Below are 18930 nucleotides of genomic sequence, written 5' to 3'. Positions count from 1 at the left end.
ATCTCAATAACTGTACGTTTAGTACATTTATTATGGGTCGGCAAGATAAATCCGATCGGAGCGCCGGCTCTCAGGCGATGGCCGCGATATATCGCGCCACCGATGCCGCGAAGGCGGCCTTGGCGCCGCTGGCGATGTTGCGTCCCCACCAGGCGCCATAGATGCGGTCGAAGGCGAGCGGCTCGACGGCGCCAGCGATCCGCCGCACCGCGGCTGCGTTGAGCGGCATGTAGTTCGGATAGGAGTACATGAAGCTGACGAAGCGGCGGTCCATCGTCACCTGCGCGATGTCCCCGGTGAGCAGCGCGCCCCCGCCGTCCGCGCCGCGTGCCCAGTGCAGCACGGTGGCGCCGGCGAAATGGCCGCCGGTGCGCAGCAGCAGCACATCGTCGGAGATGCGGTGCTGATCGCCGGTCCAGTGCACGATCGATGGATGCGGACGCGTCACCCATTGACGGTCGTCCGCGTGCAGATAGACCGGCACACCGTCGAACGCCTCGCTCCAGTCGGCGAGCGCGCCATAATAATGCGGGTGCGAGATCGCGATCGCTTTCAGCCCGCCGAGCGAACGCACATGCGCAATCGCCTCCGGCGTCGCCAGCGGCACGCAGTCCCACATCATGCATCCCTCGCTGAGCGGCACCAGCAGCGCGCGCTGGCCGATGGCGAAGCTCGGCTCGAGCCCAAGACCGGTGAGGCTCAGATCGTCGCGCCAAACCACGCGGTGACGTTCCGCCAGCGCCTCGCGCGTCAGAAAGGTCTGTCCCTTCCAGTTCACGAATTGCCGTTCGTCCTCGCAGATCGGACAGGACGCGGGCGGGCGTCCGCTGTCCGAAAATTGCGCGCCGCAGGTTTCGCAGGTCCAGAAGGGCATGGTCATGATCCGAAAGAGGCCGGAATGGCGTGACGCGACAGCGTCCCGCCGACGCAAGTGGCGAGGAACCAACGCTGTCAGCGCAGGTTACGTTCTGGTCCATGCCGGCGCAATTGGCCGGTCATCACGATCAGCTTTGCACGAGACTTACTCGACGGCAGGAACATTTTCAGCGTCTCGATGACATCGCGCCCCTCAACAACCCGCACCTGGCCGCTGTTTGCAGTCAATTTCTTCATGGCCGACATGCAGTCCGGCATCGGCCCCTTCGTTGGCGTATTCCTGCAGGAGCGCGGCTGGGCGAGCGGGCTGATCGGCACCGCCATGACGATCGGCAATATCGCCGGCATGCTGATCACGACGCCGATTGGCGGCTTCATCGATGCGAGCCGCAACAAGCGCATGTGGGTCGTCATTCCCGGCATCTGCGTGGTCGCGGCATCCGCGATCATCCTGATCTCGCAAAATTTCTGGGCCGTCACTTTCTCCCAAATCGCCCAATCGCTCGCGAGCGCCGCCATCGTGCCGGCGGTCACCGGGATCACGCTCGGCATTGCCAGACAGAAAGGCTTCAACGCGCTGAACGGCCGCAATCAGGCCTTCAACCACGCCGGCAACATGGTCGGCGCGGCGTTGTCGGGCTATCTCGGCTACAAGTTCGGCTATGTCGCCGTGTTCGTGCTGGCGGCGGTGTTCGGCGCCATCGCGATCGCCTGTGTGATGATGATCCCGGCGAAATCGATCGATGATCGCGCCGCACGCGGCAGTAGGGAGGACGACAGCAAGGCTCCGCCGGACGGCATGTCCGTCCTGCTCAAGCACAAGCCGCTTCTGGTGCTGGCACTGGCGCTGGCCCTGTTCCATCTCGGCAATGCCGCGATCGTGCCGCTCTATGGACTTGCGGCCGTGGCCGAGGGACAGGCCAACGGACCGAGCTTCGTCGCGACCACCGTCGTGATCGCGCAAGGCGTGATGATCGTGACCTCGCTCATCGCGATGCAGGTCGCAGGCAAGCGCAACTACTGGCCGGTGATCCTCGTCTCCTTCATATTCTTACCCGTCCGCGGTGTGCTCGCCTTCTTCGTCACGGGATGGTGGGGCGTCGTGCCGATGCAGGTGCTCGACGGCATCGGCACCGGACTACAAACGGTCGCCGTCCCCGGCATGATCGCGCGCTCGCTCAACGGCACCGGCCGCATCAATCTCGGCCAGGGTGCCGTGATCACGGTGCAGGGTGTCGGCGCCAGCCTCAGTCCCGCGCTCGGCGGCTGGATCGCGCAATGGATCGGCTACGGCCCGACCTTCCTGCTGCTCGGCGGCTTTGGCCTTGCGTCGACGGCGCTGTGGCTGGCCTTCGGAGCAGCCGTGAAGAAGTATTGAAGGGAGCATCTCCGAGAAGACGGAGAAGCCCTGTTACTCCGAGCTGACCAGCGGCTGGCGAAGACTGCTGCTCACGTCCCAAAGCTCTTCTGGACCGCCTTGTCGAGCGTCTCTCCGCCGACGAAGCGCTGGCGCAGCTCGCGCTTGAGCAGCTTGCCGCTCGGATTCTTCGGCAGGGCATCCACGAAGATCACGCGCTTGGGCACCTTGAAATGGGCCATATGGCCGGCGCAATGCTTGATGACGGTTTCTTCGTCGAGCTCTTCCCCGGTCTTGACCACGACGATGGCGGTGACCGCCTCGATCCAGCGCGGATCGGGCAGGCCGACCACGGCGACCTCGGAGACGGCGGGTATGCGGTACACCATCTCCTCGACCTCGCGGCTCGCGACATTCTCCCCGCCGGTCTTGATCATGTCCTTGACGCGGTCGACCACGGTGATGTGGCCCTCGTCATCGACGGTGGCGAGATCGCCGGAGTGAAACCAGCCGCCGCTGAACGCCGCCGCGGTCTTCACCGGATCGTTGTAATAGCCGGAGAGCAGATGCGGCGAGCGATGCACGATCTCGCCGACCTCGCCGACCTTGACGTCTTCCATCGAAGTATTGACCACGCGCGTCTCGACATTGAGCACCGGCTTGCCGGCCGAGCCGGCCTTGCGCAGCTGATCCTCGGGACGCAGCACGGTCGCCAGCGGCGCGATCTCGGTCTGGCCGTAGAAATTCCAGAACTTGACGTTGGGAAGGCGGCGCTGGAGCTCGAGCAGGACCTCCACCGGCATGATCGAGGCGCCGTAATAGCCCTTCTGCAGCGTCGACAGATCGGTCTTGTCGAAGTTCGGCGAGCGCAGCATCGCGATCCAGATCGTCGGCGGCGCGAAGAAGGACGTGATCCTGTGCGCCTGGATCAGCGCCAAGATGTTGTCGGCTGTCGGCTTGCCCGTAATCACGCCGGAGGCGCCGAGATAGATTTGCGGCCCGAGGAACACATCGAGCTGGGCACAGTGATAGAGCGGCAGCGCATGCAGGAACTTGTCCTCCGCACTCATGCCGCCGTCGATGACGCAGCTGACATACTGCCACATCACGGCTTCATGGGTCAGCATCGCGCCCTTGGGCAGCGACTCCGTGCCGCTGGTGTAGACGATCTGCGCGAGATCGCGGCTGTCCACCGACGCCTCCAGGAACGAGCCGTCGGGATGAAGAAGATCGTCGAAGGTGGTGAGGCCCGCGGGCGCAGTCGCTGGATCCTCGCCCGGCAACCAGATCATCTTCTCCACCGCGCAATCCTTCGCGCTTGCGGCCTTCGCCGGCTCGACGAAATCAGGCCCGGTCGCGAGCAGCTTTGCGCCGGAGCTCTTCAGGATGAAGTTGATCTCGTCCGGATTGAGCATGAAGTTGATCGGCACCAGCACCGCGCCGATCCGCGCCACCGCGAAACGCAGCGCCGCGAAGGCGTGTGAGTTGCGCGAGAGCACCGCGAGGCGGTCGCCCTTCCTGACGCCGAGACCGAGCAGACCGCGGCCGAGCCGATTGCAGATCGCATCCATCTCGGCAAAGGTCCAGCTCACGCTGCCGCAGCTCACCGCAAGCTTGTTCGGCTCGCGGCCCGCCGACCGGCGCAGGAGATCGCCGATGGAATGCTCGCGCGCTTTCGAGATGGTGGCTGCGGTGTCGCTCGACATTTCCATTTCCCCCAAGATTTGCAATTCGCGCGACGCTCGGCCTCGACATTGGCGAGGGCTTTGCATTTACGCGCTCGAATTTACACGAAGGGTAGTCGGCGCTGCCGGCCACGTCAAATTGCCTGCGCGCCGGCGTCATGACGCAAGAATTGCCCCCTCGCCGCGGCGAATTTGCGCTGGTGCACCAACAATAATATCGAGGAAAATCATGCATCGGATCGCGCGCGCCGCCTTTGCGGCCGGGCTGCTATCTGCGTTTTTCGTCAACCCATTGTCCGCCCAGCAGACCCCGCTCAAGATCGGCGTGCTCTCCGACTTCTCCTCGGTCTATTCCGACATCGGCGGCATGGGGAATGTCGAGGCCACCAAGATGGCCATCGAGGATTTCGGCGGGCAGATGTTCGGCAAGCCGATCGACATGGTCTCGGCCGACGTGCTCAACAAGCCCGACGTCGCCTCGACCATCGCCCGCAAATGGTGGGAGACCGAAGGCGTCGACATGATCATCGACCTGCCGACCTCGGCCACTGCGCTCGCGGTGATGGAGCTGTCGAAGCAGTACGAGAAGATCATGATCGTGACGGATGCGGCGAGCTCCGACATCACCGGCAAGTCGTGCTCGCCCTATACGGCGCACTGGACCTACGACACCTATGCCAACGCACACACGGTGGGCAGCGCCATCGTCAAGAACGGCGGCGACACCTGGTTCTTTCTCACCGCCGATTACGTGTTCGGCCATTCGGTCGAGCGCGACACCGGCGACGTCGTGAAGGCCGCCGGCGGCAAGGTGGTCGGCAGCGTCAAGCATCCGCTCAACACGGCGGACTTCTCGTCCTTCCTGCTGCAGGCCCAGGCCTCCAAGGCCAAGATCATCGGGCTCGCCAATGGCGGCGGCGACACCATCAACGCCATCAAGCAGGCCGGCGAGTTCGGCATCGGCGCCGGCGGCCAGAACCTGGCCGCGATCGTGATGTTCATCTCCGACGTGCACAGCCTGGGACTGAAGCTCGCGCAGGGACTGATCATCACCGAGGCCTACTACTGGGACCTCAACGACAAGACCCGTGCCTTCGGCAAGCGCTTCATGGAGCGCGTCAAGCGCATGCCGACCATGAACCAGGCCGCGACCTACAGCGCGACGCTGCATTACCTCAAGGCCGTGCAGGCCGCCGGCACCAAGGACACCAAGACGGTGATGGCCAAGATGCGCGAGCTTCCGGTAAAGGACGCCTTCACCGACAACGGCACGCTCCGCGAGGACGGCCGCATGGTGCACAGCATGTTTCTGTTCCAGGTGAAGAAGCCCGAGGAATCGAAGGGTCCGTGGGATTACTACAAATTGCTTGCCGAGGTCCCTGCCGACCAGGCCTTCCGGCCGCTGAAGGACGGCGGCTGCCCGCTGCTGAAGTGAGCACGGATAATCCGTGAATCGACGACGAACCGCTCAACAAGGCTTGCCGTCCGCCTGATCGAACAGGGCGGACGGGCCATCGCGACCAACTGCCCAAAATAGAGACAGGCACACCGCCGTCTGATCTGCATCAAGTTGCGATGCAAAAATCGCTGCAATGTTGTGGCTGCTCGTTCGCGCAAATGGCGGCTGGGCACTCTTGTCTCAACATGTGGGCGCCGCCGCTCGGCGTTTGTGCACAGATGAACTTCACACTGGGGCGCGTCGTCGCCGCGATCGCCATCGTCCTTGCAGGCGGCGGCTATTACTACTGGCAGCACCGCAATTCCAACACGCTGCCCGCGGGCTTCTCCCGCGGCAACGGCCGCATCGAGGCGGTCGAGATCGACATCGCCACCAAGACGCCGGGCCGGATTCGCGAGATTCTCGTCAACGAAGGTGATTTCGTGCGGGCGGACCAGGTTCTGGCGCGCATGGACACCGAGCAATTGCAGGCGCAGCGTCGCCAGGCCGAAGCGCAGCTCCAGCGCGCCACGATCAATGTCGAGACCGCGAAGAGCCTGGTGAACCAGCGCGAGGCCGAGCGCAAGGCTGCGGAGGCCGTGGTCGACCAGCGCGTCGCCCAGCTCGACACCACGAGCCGCAAGCTCGATCGTTCCGAGCAGTTGATCAGGACGAATGCGGTGTCGCAGCAGGTGCTGGACGACGACCGCTCGGCCAATGCCACGGCGAAGGCGGCGCTGGCCGCGGCCCAGGCCCAGGTTGCGGCCTCGGAAGCCGCGATCAGTTCCTCACGTGCCATGGTGATCGATGCCGGCGCCTCGGTCGACGCCGCCAAGGCCGCGATCGAAAGCATCAACGCCGACCTCAACGACAGCGTGCTGAAGGCGCCGCGCGATGGCCGCGTGCAGTATCGGGTGTCGCAGCCGGGCGAGGTGCTCGCGGCCGGCGGCCGCGTCCTCAACATGGTCGATCTCGGCGACGTCTACATGACGTTCTTCCTGCCGACGGCGGATGCCGGCCGTGTCGCGATCGGCACCGAGGTTCGTCTCGTGCTCGACGCCATCCCGCAATATGTGATTCCGGCCAAGGCCACCTTCGTCGCCGACGTCGCGCAATTCACGCCCAAGACCGTCGAGACCGAGGAGGAACGTCAGAAGCTGATGTTCCGGATCAAGGCGCATATCGCGCCGGACCTCCTGCGCCAGCACATCGAGCAGGTGAAGACCGGCCTGCCCGGCATGGCCTATGTGCAGCTCGATCCGGCCGCACAATGGCCGGACAATCTCAAGATCAAGCTGACCCGATGAGCGCGGCAGCCGCAGCCGATGCACCGCCCGCGCCCGGCATCGTGGTGCATCTCGAAGGCGTGGGCCTGAGCTACGGCAAGACCCGCGCACTGGACGCCGTGACGCTCGACCTCCCGTCCGGCTGCATGATCGGGTTGATCGGTCCCGACGGCGTCGGCAAGTCAAGCCTGCTCGCCCTGATCGCCGGCGCGCGCGCGATCCAGGAGGGACGCATCCATGTGCTCGGCGGCGACATGGCGAGCACACGCCATCGCCGCAACGTCTGCCCCGACATCGCCTATATGCCGCAAGGGCTCGGCAAGAATCTGTATCCGACGCTCTCGGTGTTCGAGAACATCGACTTCTTCGGCCGCTTGTTCGGACACGACAAGGCGGAACGACGCAGGCGCATCGCGGGCTTGCTGCGCGACACCGGGCTCACCCCCTTTGCCGACCGGCCCGCCGCAAAACTCTCCGGCGGCATGAAGCAGAAGGTGGGCCTGTGCTGCGCACTGATCCACGATCCCGAGCTCCTGATCCTGGATGAGCCGACCACCGGCGTCGATCCCTTGTCACGGCGCCAGTTCTGGGAGCTGATCGCCTCGATCCGGAGCAGCCGGCCCGGCATGAGCGTGATCGTCTCGACCGCCTATATGGAGGAGGCCGCGCAGTTCGACTTTCTCGTCGCGATGAATGCCGGTCGGGTGCTGGCGACGGGAACGCCCGCCGCGCTGCTGCAGCAGACCGGTGCCGATACACTTGACGATGCCTTTATCCATCTCTTGCCGGAGGAGGATCGCAGCAACCACACCAGCGTCGTCATTCCCCCGCGTAGCAATGGCCATGACGAGATCGCAATCGAGGCCGACCATCTGACCCGGCGTTTCAACGACTTCGTCGCCGTCGACGACGTGAGCTTCCGCATCAGGAAGGGCGAAATCTTCGGCTTCCTCGGCTCGAACGGCTGCGGCAAGACCACGACCATGAAGATGCTCACGGGTCTGCTGCCCGTGAGCGGAGGCAACGCGCGGCTGTTCGGCAATGCGATCGACGCCGGCGACATGTCCGTACGCCGCCGCATCGGCTACATGTCGCAGGGCTTCTCGCTCTATTCGGAGCTGACGGTCGCACAAAATCTCGATCTCCATGCGCGGCTGTTCGAGCTGCCTTTGGAGACCATCGCCGCGCGCATCGACGAGATGATTACCCGGTTCGATCTTGCGGACGTGACTGACGCCCTGCCCGATGCGCTGCCGCTCGGCCTCAGGCAGCGGTTGTCGCTGGCGGTCGCGATGATCCATGCGCCCGACATCCTCATCCTCGACGAGCCGACCTCCGGCGTCGATCCTGTCGCACGCGACCGCTTCTGGCAGATTCTCGCCGAGCTCTCGCGCAAGGACAATGTCACCATTTTCGTCTCGACCCATTTCATGAACGAGGCCGAGCGCTGCGACCGGATCTCGCTGATGCATGCGGGCAAGGTGCTGACCTCGGACACGCCTGCCGCGATCGTGGCCGCACGCGGCACCGCCACGCTGGAGCAGGCCTTCATCGCCTGCCTCGAAGAGGCGATCGCCGATACGGCGGACGCAGCTGCTCCGCCGGCGGCCGCATCGCCTGCGCCAGCCGGGACGGCGGCGCCGCGCAAGCGCAGCGCGACATTCAATCTGACCCGCATGCTCGCCTACTCCCGGCGCGAGGCGCTCGAGTTGCAGCGCGATCCGATCCGCGCCACGCTGGCAATCCTCGGCAGCGTGCTGCTGCTGTTCGTGCTCGGCTACGGCATCAGCATGGACGTCGAGAACCTGACCTTCGCCGTGCTCGACCGTGACGACAGCGCCATCAGTCGCGACTACAGCCTCCAGATCGCGGGATCGCGCTACTTCACCGAAAAACCCCCGATCACCGATTACGCCGACCTCGACCGCCGCATGCGCGCCGGCGAGATCGGCCTTGCCATCGAATTGCCGCCCGGCTTCGGCCGCGACGTCAGCCGCGGCCGCCATGTCGAGATCGGCGCCTGGGTCGACGGCGCCAACCCGACCCGCGCCGAGACGCTGCGCTCCTATGCCCAGGCCATCCACGCGACCTGGCTCGCGCAGAAAGGCCGCGAGCTCTATGGCGAGGCGGCGATCGCCGGCTCCTACCAGCTTCAGCTGCGCTATCGCTACAATCCCGATGTCAGAAGCGTCGTCGCCATGGCGCCGGGCATCATCCCGCTGCTGCTGATCATGATCCCGGCGGTGCTCGCCGCACTCGCGGTCGTGCGCGAGAAGGAGCTCGGCTCGATCGTCAATTTCTACGTGACGCCGGTGACGCGGCTGGAATTCCTGCTCGGCACGCAACTGCCCTATGTCGTGCTCGCGTTCGGAAACTTCCTGCTCCTCGTCGGCTTCGCGCTTGTCGTGTTCGGCGTGCCCTTCACCGGAAGTTTTGCGACCTATGCGCTCGCCGCCCTGCTCTACGTCACGGCTACGACCGGCATGGGGCTGGTGATCTCGGCCTTCATGAACAGCCAGATCGCGGCGCTGTTCGGCACGGTGCTGCTCACGCTGATCCCGGCCATCCAGTATTCCGGGCTGATCGATCCGGTCTCATCGCTGCAGGGACTGGGCGCCCTGGTCGGCCGGCTCTATCCCACCACCTATTTCGTCACGATCTCGCGCGGCACCTTCTCCAAGGGCCTGGCGTTCGACACCCTGCACAATGATCTGCTGGCGCTCGCCATCATGGTCCCGGTGCTGGTGACGGCCGGCGCAATGCTGCTGAAGAAACAGGCCCGCTGACCATGCGCCTCGACAACGTGCTGCAGCTCGGCATCAAGGAATTGCGCGGTCTGGTGCGCGACCCGATGCTGCTCGTGCTCATCGTCTATTCCTTCACGCTGGCGGTCTATGCCGGGGCAAAGGCCCTTCCAGAGACGCTGAACCGCGCCGCGATCGCCATCGTCGATGAGGATCATTCGCCGGTCTCGACCCGGATCGGGATGGCGTTCACGGCGCCCTATTTCTCCGAGCCGCGCCTGATCTCGCCATACGAGATGGACCGGAGGATGGATGCCGGCCTCGACACCTTCGCGCTCGACATTCCGCCGGACTTCCAGCGCGACCTGCTGGCGCGGAAGTCGCCGGCGATCCAGCTCAACGTCGACGCGACGCGGATCTCGCAGGCCTTCAACGGCGGCGGCTATGTCGAGCAGATCGTCGGCGCGGAGGTCGCCGAATTCCTGGCCCATACGCGCGATGCGCAGGCAGCGCCGATCGAGCTGGCGCTGCGCGCGCGCTTCAACCCCGAGCTGAAGAAATCATGGTTCGGCGCCATCGACCACATCATCACCTCGATCACCATGCTCTCGATCATCCTGACCGGCGCCGCCCTGATCCGCGAGCGCGAGCACGGCACGATCGAGCACCTCCTGGTGATGCCGGTCACGCCGCTGGAGATCATGGTCAGCAAGGTCTGGTCGATGGGAGCGGTGGTGCTGATCGCCTCCGCCCTGTCGATCCTGTTCGTGGTCAAGGGATGGCTGGCGGTGACCATCGACGGATCGGTTGCGCTGTTCCTCGTCGGCGCGGCGCTGCAGCTGTTCGCCACCACCAGCATGGGCATCTTCCTCGCCACCGTCGCCGGCTCGATGCCGCAGTTCGGGCTGCTCCTGATCATGATCCTGCTGCCGCTGCAGACCCTGTCGGGCAGCATGACGCCGCGCGAGAGCATGCCGCAATTCGTCCAGGACATCATGCTGGCCGCGCCCAACACGCATTTCGTGATGCTGGCGCAGGCCATCCTGTTCCGCGGCGCGGGCCTCGAGGCCGTATGGCCGCAGCTGCTCGCGCTGACGCTGATCGGCGTCGTCTTCTTTGCGATCGCGCTGCGCCGGTTTCGCGCCTTTCTGGCCTAAAGCGCGATGAGATCTGGATGAATCGTCATCGCGCTTTAGGTTGTTGTTTACGCATGATCTTGTCGGAAAACCGCTTCGCACTTTTCCGGATCATGCTTTAGGCTTGGGCCAGGCAGCTCAGAGCTTGTGCCCCTTCTGGCGCAGCGCCTCGATGAGGCGCTGCTTCAATTCGTCGGCGGCCTTCTGGCTGACGTCCTGGCTGATCTGCACGCTCGCCTGCGCCAGCGCATCCGACTTCTCCAGGAACTTTCGGCCCGCGGGCTCCGCGTAGAAGGTGTCAATCTGGCGCAGTTCGTCCACCGTGAAAGTTTGGGCGTAGAGCGCCGCGATCTGGTCGATCATGGACGCAACGAACGGAGCATAGATGTCGGAGCCGGGTGCCGTCACCGCATCGTAGTCGCGCTCGAGCTCCGGCCTGTCCTGCGCGACCACGGGCCGCAGCTTGAGCAGGAGCTGCGGCAGCAAGGCGCGGTACTGGTCGGCAACCTTCAGGGTGACGATGAGCTTGCGCGCCGCGCTCATCGCCTCCGGCGACGGCGCCTGTGCCGCTGCGCCGCAGACGAGAAACAGGAGAGTGCCGGCGATCGTCAACAAACGTCTGGACATTGAGCTCTCCGTTGGACCTCTCCATGAACAGCAGGCGGCGCGCTGCCTCAGCGGCTCGCAGGGGCGACAGTGGCGGTTGCGGCCGATGCGCTGCTCTCGGCCGCCATCTCCGGCTCCTCGACCTCCGTCACCTTCACGAACAGGTTCGGCACGCGCTCGGCCCGGCCGAGCAGCCATGCGGCGCCGACCATGATGACGATGCCGGCGATGGAGACGGCGAGCTGCTCCCAGACCCCCTTGGTGTATTGCGTCAGGATCCAGTGCGCGGAGAACGACAGGAACACCCCGAGGCAGAAGATCGGCAGCGAATGCTGGCCGCAGAGGATCACGGGGCGCAGCCAGATGGCATGCAGCCTCCGCCATTTGCGCGAGATGAAATGGGTTACCCAGATCGCCAGCGCCAGGAAGTGGGTGAAGCGCAGCATGTCGAGGTCGGTCTTGTCGATCGGGTAGATCAGCTTGATCATCCATTTCGGGATCAGGGCCTCGAGCGCGTGGATGTGCCAGGTCATCACGATCAGCAGCGCGAAGACCAGCCACGCCGCGGCGAGCGCCATCGTCGTCCTGGACCAGGCCCATTTGGCGATCTTGTCGATCTGGCCGATGCCGCACCAGGCCGCGAACACGAACATCAGCTGCCAGCAGAACGGGTTGAAGTACCATTTCGTGCCGGGCGGATAGGAGGCGATGTTCCAGTCGAACCAGCGTGACAGCACGTAGAGCACGACGGAGGCGGCGAGAGTCAGGTTCGGCCGGCGCACCAGGCACCAGACCATGAAGGGCGAGGCGACCACCAGCGTGATGTAGAGCGGCAGCACGTCGAGATTGACCGGCTTGTACTTCAGGAGGATCGCCTGCCCGATCAACTCGTCCGGATGCGACAGGAAGTTGAACACGTTGAACTCGTGCTCGTACATCGGATTGTCGAAGCGGCGCGCGGTGCGCGCGATCTGCGCCGTGAACAGCAGGAACAGCATGATATGGGCGACATACATCTCGGCCGCCCGCCGCCACAGCCGCTTCAGCGCGGCGAGAAACCAGCCGCCGGCGATGATCGGCCCGTAGATCCAGCCGACCAGATAGCCGGAGATGAAGACGAAGAACTCGGCGGCGTCGCTGAAGCCGTAATTGCGCAGCGTCAGCCAGGCCACGACGTCGTGCGGGATGTGGTCGAGGAAGATCATCCACAGCCCGATGCCGCGGAAGAGATCGAGCCGCAGGTCGCGCTCGATCGGCGCAAGGAGTGCTGACTGGTCCCGTATGATCATGGCCCCCGCCTCTCCGGGTGGGCGTCGCGCCATGGCGGCGCCGGCAAAATGGAATGCTAAAAAATGCGAATCAAAAGGTCACCTGGCCCCGTGGCCAGCGGCCCGCCAACGGTAGCTGACCTCTGCGTCTACGCAAGGGACTTTGTGGTCGCGTCGGCGCGGGCCACCGCCGGGCCGTCCCAAAAGCGGCGGCCGGCTCAAACAAACATCGAAAACAACCCCATGCACAGTAGAAGCGCAAAATTAAGCCATTGATATCATTGGGAAATAAAAACGGCCGGCCGGGCAGGAAAAACGGCGTGGCGGTACGATCGCACGCCAGACCGCTGAACGCCAAAGGTCAGGTCAGCTCGTCGCCGCGGGCGAGCATCTCGTTCAACATCGCCTCGGCCTTCTGCTTGAGCGGCAGCGCGCCGCTGTCGGAGGCGATCGCGATCGCCGCGCGCAGGGCGGCCAGGACCGCCGCCTTGTTCGCCTCGTCCGAGGCCGGCGTCACCATGGCCTCGCCGACCAGGGCCTCGGCCTCGAGGCCGGAAAAGCCCTGCTGGCGGGCGGTGTTGCGGGCCTCGCGCAGCATGTTCTGCGCGGTCTGAACATCGCCGAGGCGATGGGTCGCGAGCGCAAGGTAGATCGAGCTGCGCAGCACCGCCGAGGTATAGCCGACCGCCTTGGCCTCCTCGCGCGCCTCGGTCAGCATGCCGCGCGCCCGGTCGAACAGCCCCTGCTCGAGATAGGCGATGCCGAGATGGCAGGCGAGCACCGGCACGAACAGCCGGATGCCGTGCTTCTGCGCCAGGACAAAGCCGTCTTCGAGGATGGCAGCAGCCGCCGCCGGATCGTTCCGCCCGAGCTTCAGCCAGCCGCCGCTATAGGCGGCGGCGACGCGGTCGTAGGGACGGCCGGTCTCCTCGGCGATCGCGGCGGCCTGTTGCTGGAGCTGTTCGGCAGCATCGAGCTCGCCCATGACGGCTTTATTGATGCCGTTCATCATGCAACAGAGCAGCAATGCGGATTTCGGGGTCGAACCGAAAGGAGCGCTAGCCTCTGGTCCCGCGAGCTGGGTGCAAGTCCGTACAAAAAGACCATCGGCCGCACGATAGCGTCCGGCAAGAAAATACACTTGGCCAAGGCCGTATTGTGCAGCATTGAGCCACCCCGGATTGCCCCACTCCTGCGCAAGGCGCACCACTTCCTCACCGACGGTGACCGCTTCGAGCGGTGTCCCGTAGAAGTTCTGTGCAGCCGCCATGACCGTCATGGCAGCGACCTTCCGGCCGATGTCGTTGATCGCATCGGCACGGCGCTCGGCCTCCTTGCCGAGGTTCAGCCATTCGGCAATCTGACCGGATGCGATGAACGCCGCACGCGCCTCGATGCGAATATCCACGGCATTCGCCTCCCTCGAGGGGTTCGGCGGTGTCATATCCAAAGAACGCATCGCGGTCTCGAAATAGTCAGCCGCATCGGTAAATGCCGACCGCGCCAGACATCGTCTCGCCGAAGCCCTGCCATACGTGAACGACTTGCCCCAATCCTTCGCCCGCGTGGCGTGATAGCAGAGCTTGTCGGGATCGTCGGCACCGCCTTCGCTGCTCTCCAGGGCAGAAAGAACGCGCGCATGAATGTCTTCGCGCACCTTTTCGACCATCGAGTCGTAGGTGACCTGCCGGACCATTTCATGCCGGAACTCCAGCGAATTCTCCAATTCGCTATCGATCCTGACGAGCAACTCGGCGCGATCCAGCGCGGCGAGGCAACCTTGTAGAACCCCGTGAGACAGGACTGCAATCCTCGCCAGCATCGCTTCGTTCGATCTCGGCCCCAAAGTAGCGGCTATCTGCAGAACAGATCGTTCTTGCTTCGACACCCGATCGAGACGCGCTGCAATAACGCCCTGGATACTGGTGGGAATGCCGAGTTCGTCGATTGGACGCACGAGCGCAAGATCGCCCCATTGGCCGCGAAGCGTGCCGCTGTCCTTCAATCCGCGGCAAACCTCTTCGATGAACAGAGGAACGTTTGCGGTATGAGAAATGATCCGGCTCTTCAGATCGGCGTTCGTCGCGGAGGAGCCGAGCATGTCTGCCAGCATGGCCAGCCCCGAATCGTCGTCGAGGGGCCGCATCGCGACGATCTCGGCGTGGCAGCGCGCGATCCAGACCGGCATCCCATTGGGGCGCGAGGTGAAGAGCACGAGCAGACCGGCCGCCTGTAGCGACGCAATGGCGGCTACGACGATATCGCTCGCCCGGTCGATCCAATGCAGATCTTCGAGCAGAATCACCGTTTGCTGCCGACTGGCCAGGCCTCCGATGATCGCACAGCTCGCATCGGAGATCGCTCGTCCCCGTGCATGAGGCTCCAGCTCGTCCCAGTGTGGATTCGATATTGGCAGATCGAGCACCGCGTCGAGCGCGGTTTGCTGAATCGCCGACAGATCCTTCCGAGGATCCCCCGGGCTGCCGGGGTCCTTTGCTGCTGCATCCATTGCCGACAGCAGGATCCGCTTAAGCGTGCTGAAGGGCGCACCCTGAAGGTTCGGGCTGGCCTCGGCGTCGATCAACCGCCAGCCATCGGCCTTCAGTTCCTGGGCAAACTCATGCGCGAGTCGCGATTTGCCGATACCCGCATCGCCGAGCAGCAGAACCGTCTGCCGGCTTGCCCTGGCGTTTCCGGCGGTACGCTCCAGCAAGGCCCGTTCGGCGGTGCGATCGACGAAGCGAGAGACGCTGCGCGCCCGCCGCACCCGCCAACTCGACAGGTCGCTCGCGCCCACGATCCGGTAGACCGGCACGGGCTGGCTGAAGCCGCGCAGCGACTTGCCGCCCAGCGATTCGAACCGGACATGTCCCTCAGCGAGCTTTTGGCAGGCTTCCGAGGCGTAGATCTGGTTCGCCTCGGCCGACGCCTCCAGCCGCGCAGCCAGATGCTGGGCGGCACCGCCGATCTCGTAGACCTTGGAGAACTCGCTGGCGACCATGTAGGCGACGACATGACCGGAGTGGAGGCCGACTCGCACTTGAAGTCCGGGGTCGCCCAGGCCTGCAACGCGCCTGACAAGCTCGATCGCCGCATGGCATGCCATGGGCGCGTGGTTGTCGTCCGCAATCGGGGCGCCGAACACCGCCGCAAGCCCATCGCCCAGCTCCTTGCTGACGATGCCGCCGAACTGTCGAACCGCCCCTCGCATGGCCGCCAGGGCCGGCTCCAGGCGCGAGACCGCCTCCTCCGGATCAAGCTCCGCAACGAGGCCGGTGGAATCGATGACATCGGCCCGAAGGATTGTGACAAACCGTCGTTCACTGTCGGGATCGGAGCGGCGCACGCCTGCTCCGCAATTGGGGCAGCGGCTGTTGCCTGGGTCGATCGTCGACTGACACGCCGTGCAAAGCATTCCGTGCTCTTAAGACCTTGCAGCGGTATGGTCGGTAGGCCACTGCGAACGATGGCGATAAGATCGCTTATGAATACCCGCTTAGCAACGGGCATGCAGTTCATCCTGGGCATAGTGCCCCCGAGTCGTTTGCTGATCTGGACGATTCACAGTTCCAAGTGTTAGCTTGCCAAGAGCTGCGCGAAAAAGTGGCTGCGAACGACGAGCCGCCAGGCTCTTGTTCTCGCCGTCGAGCTTCGCAGAGCTGCATATTTCCCGGGGAAGCCAGGCACTCATTGAGGGGCAGAATACATGGGCATGATCGTCTATACCGGTAAGCCATTTAAAGACCTGATGAACAGCAATTACTATCCGCTGGCGAACATGAAGAGGAGCGTGGCCAAGCTCAAGGCCTCGGAAGACATCGATCTACCGACTTTGGAATACGGCCAGTACCACCTGATCCTGAACCCGCCGTCGAAATGGCCGCAAGGCAGCGCCAAGTACTGGCACAAGGAGAAGGGCCGGGCCCGCGTCGACCTCAGTACCCAACCTAACACGGTCCCGCTGTCCAGGGATGAGCCGGGCGTCATCCCTCTGACACGGTGCGACCTGCTCGATGCCTGCGTCCGGAAGTGCTTCAACTCCGAACCGCCGATCCCGATGAAAACCAACATCATCAGCCACGCGGCGAGCGACGCATATGCCCATCGGCACGAGATCCGGTTGGAGTGGGAATACAAGAAGGGCTCGGACAGGCCGACGCTGCTCTATCTGACGATGGTCTGTCCGCATAAGCCGGCCAAGTCCTGACCTCTGCGCGGACCTGAAAGGTTGACGAGGAGGAAGGTCCGGATGTCATCGCCGCCTCGCCCAGCCCCAAATGCACTACTCGACGGACCGATACTGCGCACCCTGCTCTCGCTAGCCTGGCCAAACGCGCTCGCGTTCCTGGCCGGCACACTGGTCGCGGTCGCGGAGACCTCGTATATCGGGCGGCTCGGGATCGAGGCGCTGGCGGCGATGGCGCTGGTGTTTCCCTGTGTGATGCTGACCATGAGCATGTCCGGTGCGGCCATGGGCGGGGGCGTCGCCTCGGCGATTGCCCGCGCGCTCGGCGCCGGCGACCGCGACCGCGCCGAGAGCCTGGCCACGCACGCACTGCTGATCGCGGTCTTCTTCGGCCTGGTCTTCATGCTGGGCATGCTGGCCGGCGGCCGGCAGCTGCTGGAATTGCTGGGCGGCCGCGGCAACGTGCTGGCGCAGGCGGTTGCCTACAGCCAGGTTTACTTCGGCGGAGCCGTGCTCGCCTGGCTGGTCAACACTCTGGCCGGTGTCCTGCGCGGCACCGGCAATATGAAGTTGCCATCCCTGATGGTCGCCAATTCCGCAATCTGCCAGATCATCCTTGGCGGCGCGCTGGGCCTCGGTCTCGGGCCGGTGCCGCAGTTCGGGATGCCGGGGGTCGCGACCGGATCGCTGATCGCCTATTCGATCAATATCGCGATAATGAGCTGGTACCTGTTCTCCGGCCGAGGTCGCATCGTCCCTCAATTGCGCGGGTTTCGCATGCAGTGGGCGCTGTTCGCCGACATCCTCAAGGTCGGCGTGGTCTCCTGCTTCTCCCCGCTGCAAAATACGCTGACCAACCTCGTCTTCACTCATATGCTGGCCGTGTTTGGGACGGCGGTCCTCGCGGCGTATGGGATCGGCGCACGGCTTGAATACGTGCTGGCGACCATTGCCTTTTCCGTAGGCATCGGCTCGGTGCCAATGATCGGCGTTGCGATCGGGGCGGGGCGCATCGCGCGGGCCCGCCACATCGCCTGGACGACCGGTCTCGTAGCTCTCGCTGTCGTCGGGGCGCTCGCGAGCGCGGTCGCTCTCTTCCCGGACTCGTGGGTTCGCCTCTTCACCGACAATGCCGACGCAGATGTCGCCAGCCGGCAGTTTCTCCGGACCGTCGCCCCGTTCTACGCTTTCATCGGGCTTGCCTCGGCGATGTATTTCTCGTCGCAGGGCGCCGGCAACGTGCTCGGTCCGGTGCTGGCGCAGACGGCGCGCCTCCTCTTTATCGTTCTTGGCGGCTGGTATCTGATGTCGCGGGCGGCAACTGCCGAGAGCTTCTTCGCGCTCACGGCCGTTTCGATGATACTGCTGGGCCTTCTCTCCTGCGCGGGCATTGCGTTTACACGCTGGGGACCACGTACGGTCAGCGCAAAGGCCCCGCTGAGCTTGGCGAGCGTTGGCGACAAGTAGCGGCGCAAGGCACACATGGCGAAACGCTCTCAGGTTGCCTTCGTTGACGTCGCATCTTCACGAATGATAGCGTTCGCAACGTAACCTTGGGGGCACAAGCGCGGTGCGTCGTTGACCGCGCTACCGTGGAATATCTCGCCGGCACTCGTGCCAGTGCGACGGCGGAAAAATCGAGAGCAATCGATGGGCGGAATCTACGACGATCAGGACTACAAAGACCTGATGAACGGCAACTACTATCCCCTCAAAAACATGAAGAAGAGCGTAGCCCGGCTCAAGGCCTCGAAGCAGATCGACATCGAGACCATGGAATACGGCCAGTATCAGCCGATCCTGTCGCCGCTGGAGACCTGGCCGAACGGCAGCGGCAAGGTGTGGTTCAAGGCGCTTGGCCATGCCCGCCTTCAGCTCACCGCCCAGCCGAACACCACGCCCCTGTCGAACGACGAGCGCGTCGTGGTCCCGCCGACGAAATGCGCGCTGCTGGATGCATCTATCCGCAAATGCTTCAACTCGGAGCCGCCGATCCCGATGAAGGCCGACATCACGCAGCATCGGCAGGATGCACCGAACTCGGACCAGCACGAAATCCGCCTGGTCTGGGAGTACGGCAACGGCGAGGATCAGGCACCGACGCTGCTCAACCTGACCATGGTCTGCCCCTATGCGGCGAAGCCGCGGAAAGCGGAGGCGTCAGCGGGGACCCGGCTCGATCTCTCCGAAAAATAGACCGCGCCTCGGCGACATCATCGTCCGATTGGGCGCGGGTCGGCACTTTGCCGGCCCGCGCCCTTTTATTGCGTGCATGCGAAAGGCAACGACCGCGCGCTCTGCGCCGGACTATGTCGCGCCCGTCCCACCTCCCGTCACGGCTCTGTCGT

The 18930-nt window shown here is 64.4% G+C and carries 14 protein-coding genes; 8 read left to right on the top strand and 6 right to left on the bottom strand.

The window, feature by feature from the left end:
* Nucleotides 1-70: 70 nt before the first annotated feature.
* A complete protein-coding gene (locus GGD63_RS35565; RefSeq protein ID WP_183249290.1) occupies nucleotides 71-874 on the bottom strand; it encodes an MBL fold metallo-hydrolase in 804 nt (267 codons plus the stop codon).
* Between the two features lie 77 nt (nucleotides 875-951).
* Nucleotides 952-1113 carry a hypothetical protein gene (locus GGD63_RS35560; protein WP_183249341.1) on the bottom strand — a complete coding sequence of 54 codons (162 nt, stop codon included), beginning with the start codon at nucleotides 1111-1113 and terminating at the stop codon, nucleotides 952-954.
* Between GGD63_RS35560 and GGD63_RS35555 the strand changes: the two genes are divergently transcribed.
* Nucleotides 1055-2254: an MFS transporter gene (locus GGD63_RS35555; RefSeq protein ID WP_183249288.1), complete on the top strand. Its 1200-nt coding sequence runs from the start codon at nucleotides 1055-1057 to the stop codon at nucleotides 2252-2254. The genes GGD63_RS35560 and GGD63_RS35555 overlap by 59 nt on opposite strands.
* 71 nt (nucleotides 2255-2325) lie before the next feature.
* On the opposite strand, the gene GGD63_RS35550 is transcribed toward GGD63_RS35555, so the two are convergent.
* Entirely contained in the window at nucleotides 2326-3939 is a 1614-nt protein-coding gene (locus GGD63_RS35550; RefSeq protein WP_183249286.1) for an acyl-CoA synthetase, read from the bottom strand.
* 208 nt (nucleotides 3940-4147) lie between these two features.
* Between GGD63_RS35550 and GGD63_RS35545 the strand changes: the two genes are divergently transcribed.
* From GGD63_RS35545 to GGD63_RS35530, 4 genes are all read left to right on the top strand, one after another.
* Nucleotides 4148-5353 carry an ABC transporter substrate-binding protein gene (locus tag GGD63_RS35545; protein WP_183249284.1) on the top strand — a complete coding sequence of 402 codons (1206 nt, stop codon included), beginning with the start codon at nucleotides 4148-4150 and terminating at the stop codon, nucleotides 5351-5353.
* Nucleotides 5354-5595: 242 nt separating this feature from the next.
* A complete protein-coding gene (locus tag GGD63_RS35540) occupies nucleotides 5596-6663 on the top strand; it encodes an HlyD family secretion protein (RefSeq protein ID WP_183249282.1) in 1068 nt (355 codons plus the stop codon).
* Nucleotides 6660-9428, top strand: coding sequence for a ribosome-associated ATPase/putative transporter RbbA (gene rbbA, locus GGD63_RS35535; protein WP_183249281.1), 2769 nt, complete (start codon nucleotides 6660-6662; stop codon nucleotides 9426-9428). Before GGD63_RS35540 ends, rbbA begins: the two co-directional genes overlap by 4 nt.
* A gap of 2 nt (nucleotides 9429-9430) precedes the next feature.
* Entirely contained in the window at nucleotides 9431-10543 is a 1113-nt protein-coding gene (locus GGD63_RS35530; RefSeq protein ID WP_183249279.1) for an ABC transporter permease, read from the top strand.
* A 117-nt stretch (nucleotides 10544-10660) separates the two neighbouring features.
* Here GGD63_RS35530 and GGD63_RS35525 read toward each other — a convergent pair whose 3' ends face one another.
* The 3 genes from GGD63_RS35525 to GGD63_RS35515 form a co-directional block, all read right to left on the bottom strand.
* On the bottom strand, nucleotides 10661-11149 hold the full coding sequence (locus tag GGD63_RS35525; protein ID WP_183249277.1) for a DUF2059 domain-containing protein: 489 nt from the start codon (nucleotides 11147-11149) through the stop codon (nucleotides 10661-10663).
* A gap of 47 nt (nucleotides 11150-11196) precedes the next feature.
* Nucleotides 11197-12417, bottom strand: coding sequence for an OpgC domain-containing protein (locus GGD63_RS35520; RefSeq protein ID WP_183249275.1), 1221 nt, complete (start codon nucleotides 12415-12417; stop codon nucleotides 11197-11199).
* 340 nt (nucleotides 12418-12757) lie between these two features.
* Entirely contained in the window at nucleotides 12758-15811 is a 3054-nt protein-coding gene (locus tag GGD63_RS35515; RefSeq protein WP_183249273.1) for an AAA family ATPase, read from the bottom strand.
* Nucleotides 15812-16102: 291 nt separating this feature from the next.
* Here GGD63_RS35515 and GGD63_RS35510 point away from each other — a divergent pair, with 291 nt between their 5' ends.
* From GGD63_RS35510 to GGD63_RS35500, 3 genes are all read left to right on the top strand, one after another.
* The gene (locus GGD63_RS35510) at nucleotides 16103-16603 is read left to right on the top strand and encodes a hypothetical protein (protein ID WP_183249271.1); all 501 of its coding nucleotides are present in this window, start codon (nucleotides 16103-16105) and stop codon (nucleotides 16601-16603) included.
* Between the two features lie 42 nt (nucleotides 16604-16645).
* Nucleotides 16646-18049 (top strand): MATE family efflux transporter, encoded by a 1404-nt coding sequence (locus tag GGD63_RS35505; RefSeq protein ID WP_183249269.1) that lies wholly within the window; start codon nucleotides 16646-16648, stop codon nucleotides 18047-18049.
* Nucleotides 18050-18232: 183 nt separating this feature from the next.
* Entirely contained in the window at nucleotides 18233-18778 is a 546-nt protein-coding gene (locus GGD63_RS35500) for a hypothetical protein (protein WP_183249268.1), read from the top strand.
* The last annotated feature ends 152 nt before the right edge of the window (nucleotides 18779-18930 follow it).

Origin of the sequence: Bradyrhizobium sp. cir1 (assembly GCF_014198245.1) — a bacterium.
Classification (GTDB): domain Bacteria; phylum Pseudomonadota; class Alphaproteobacteria; order Rhizobiales; family Xanthobacteraceae; genus Bradyrhizobium.
Note: the sequence above shows the minus strand (reverse complement) of the source record. Positions and strands in the feature narration are given on the sequence as shown.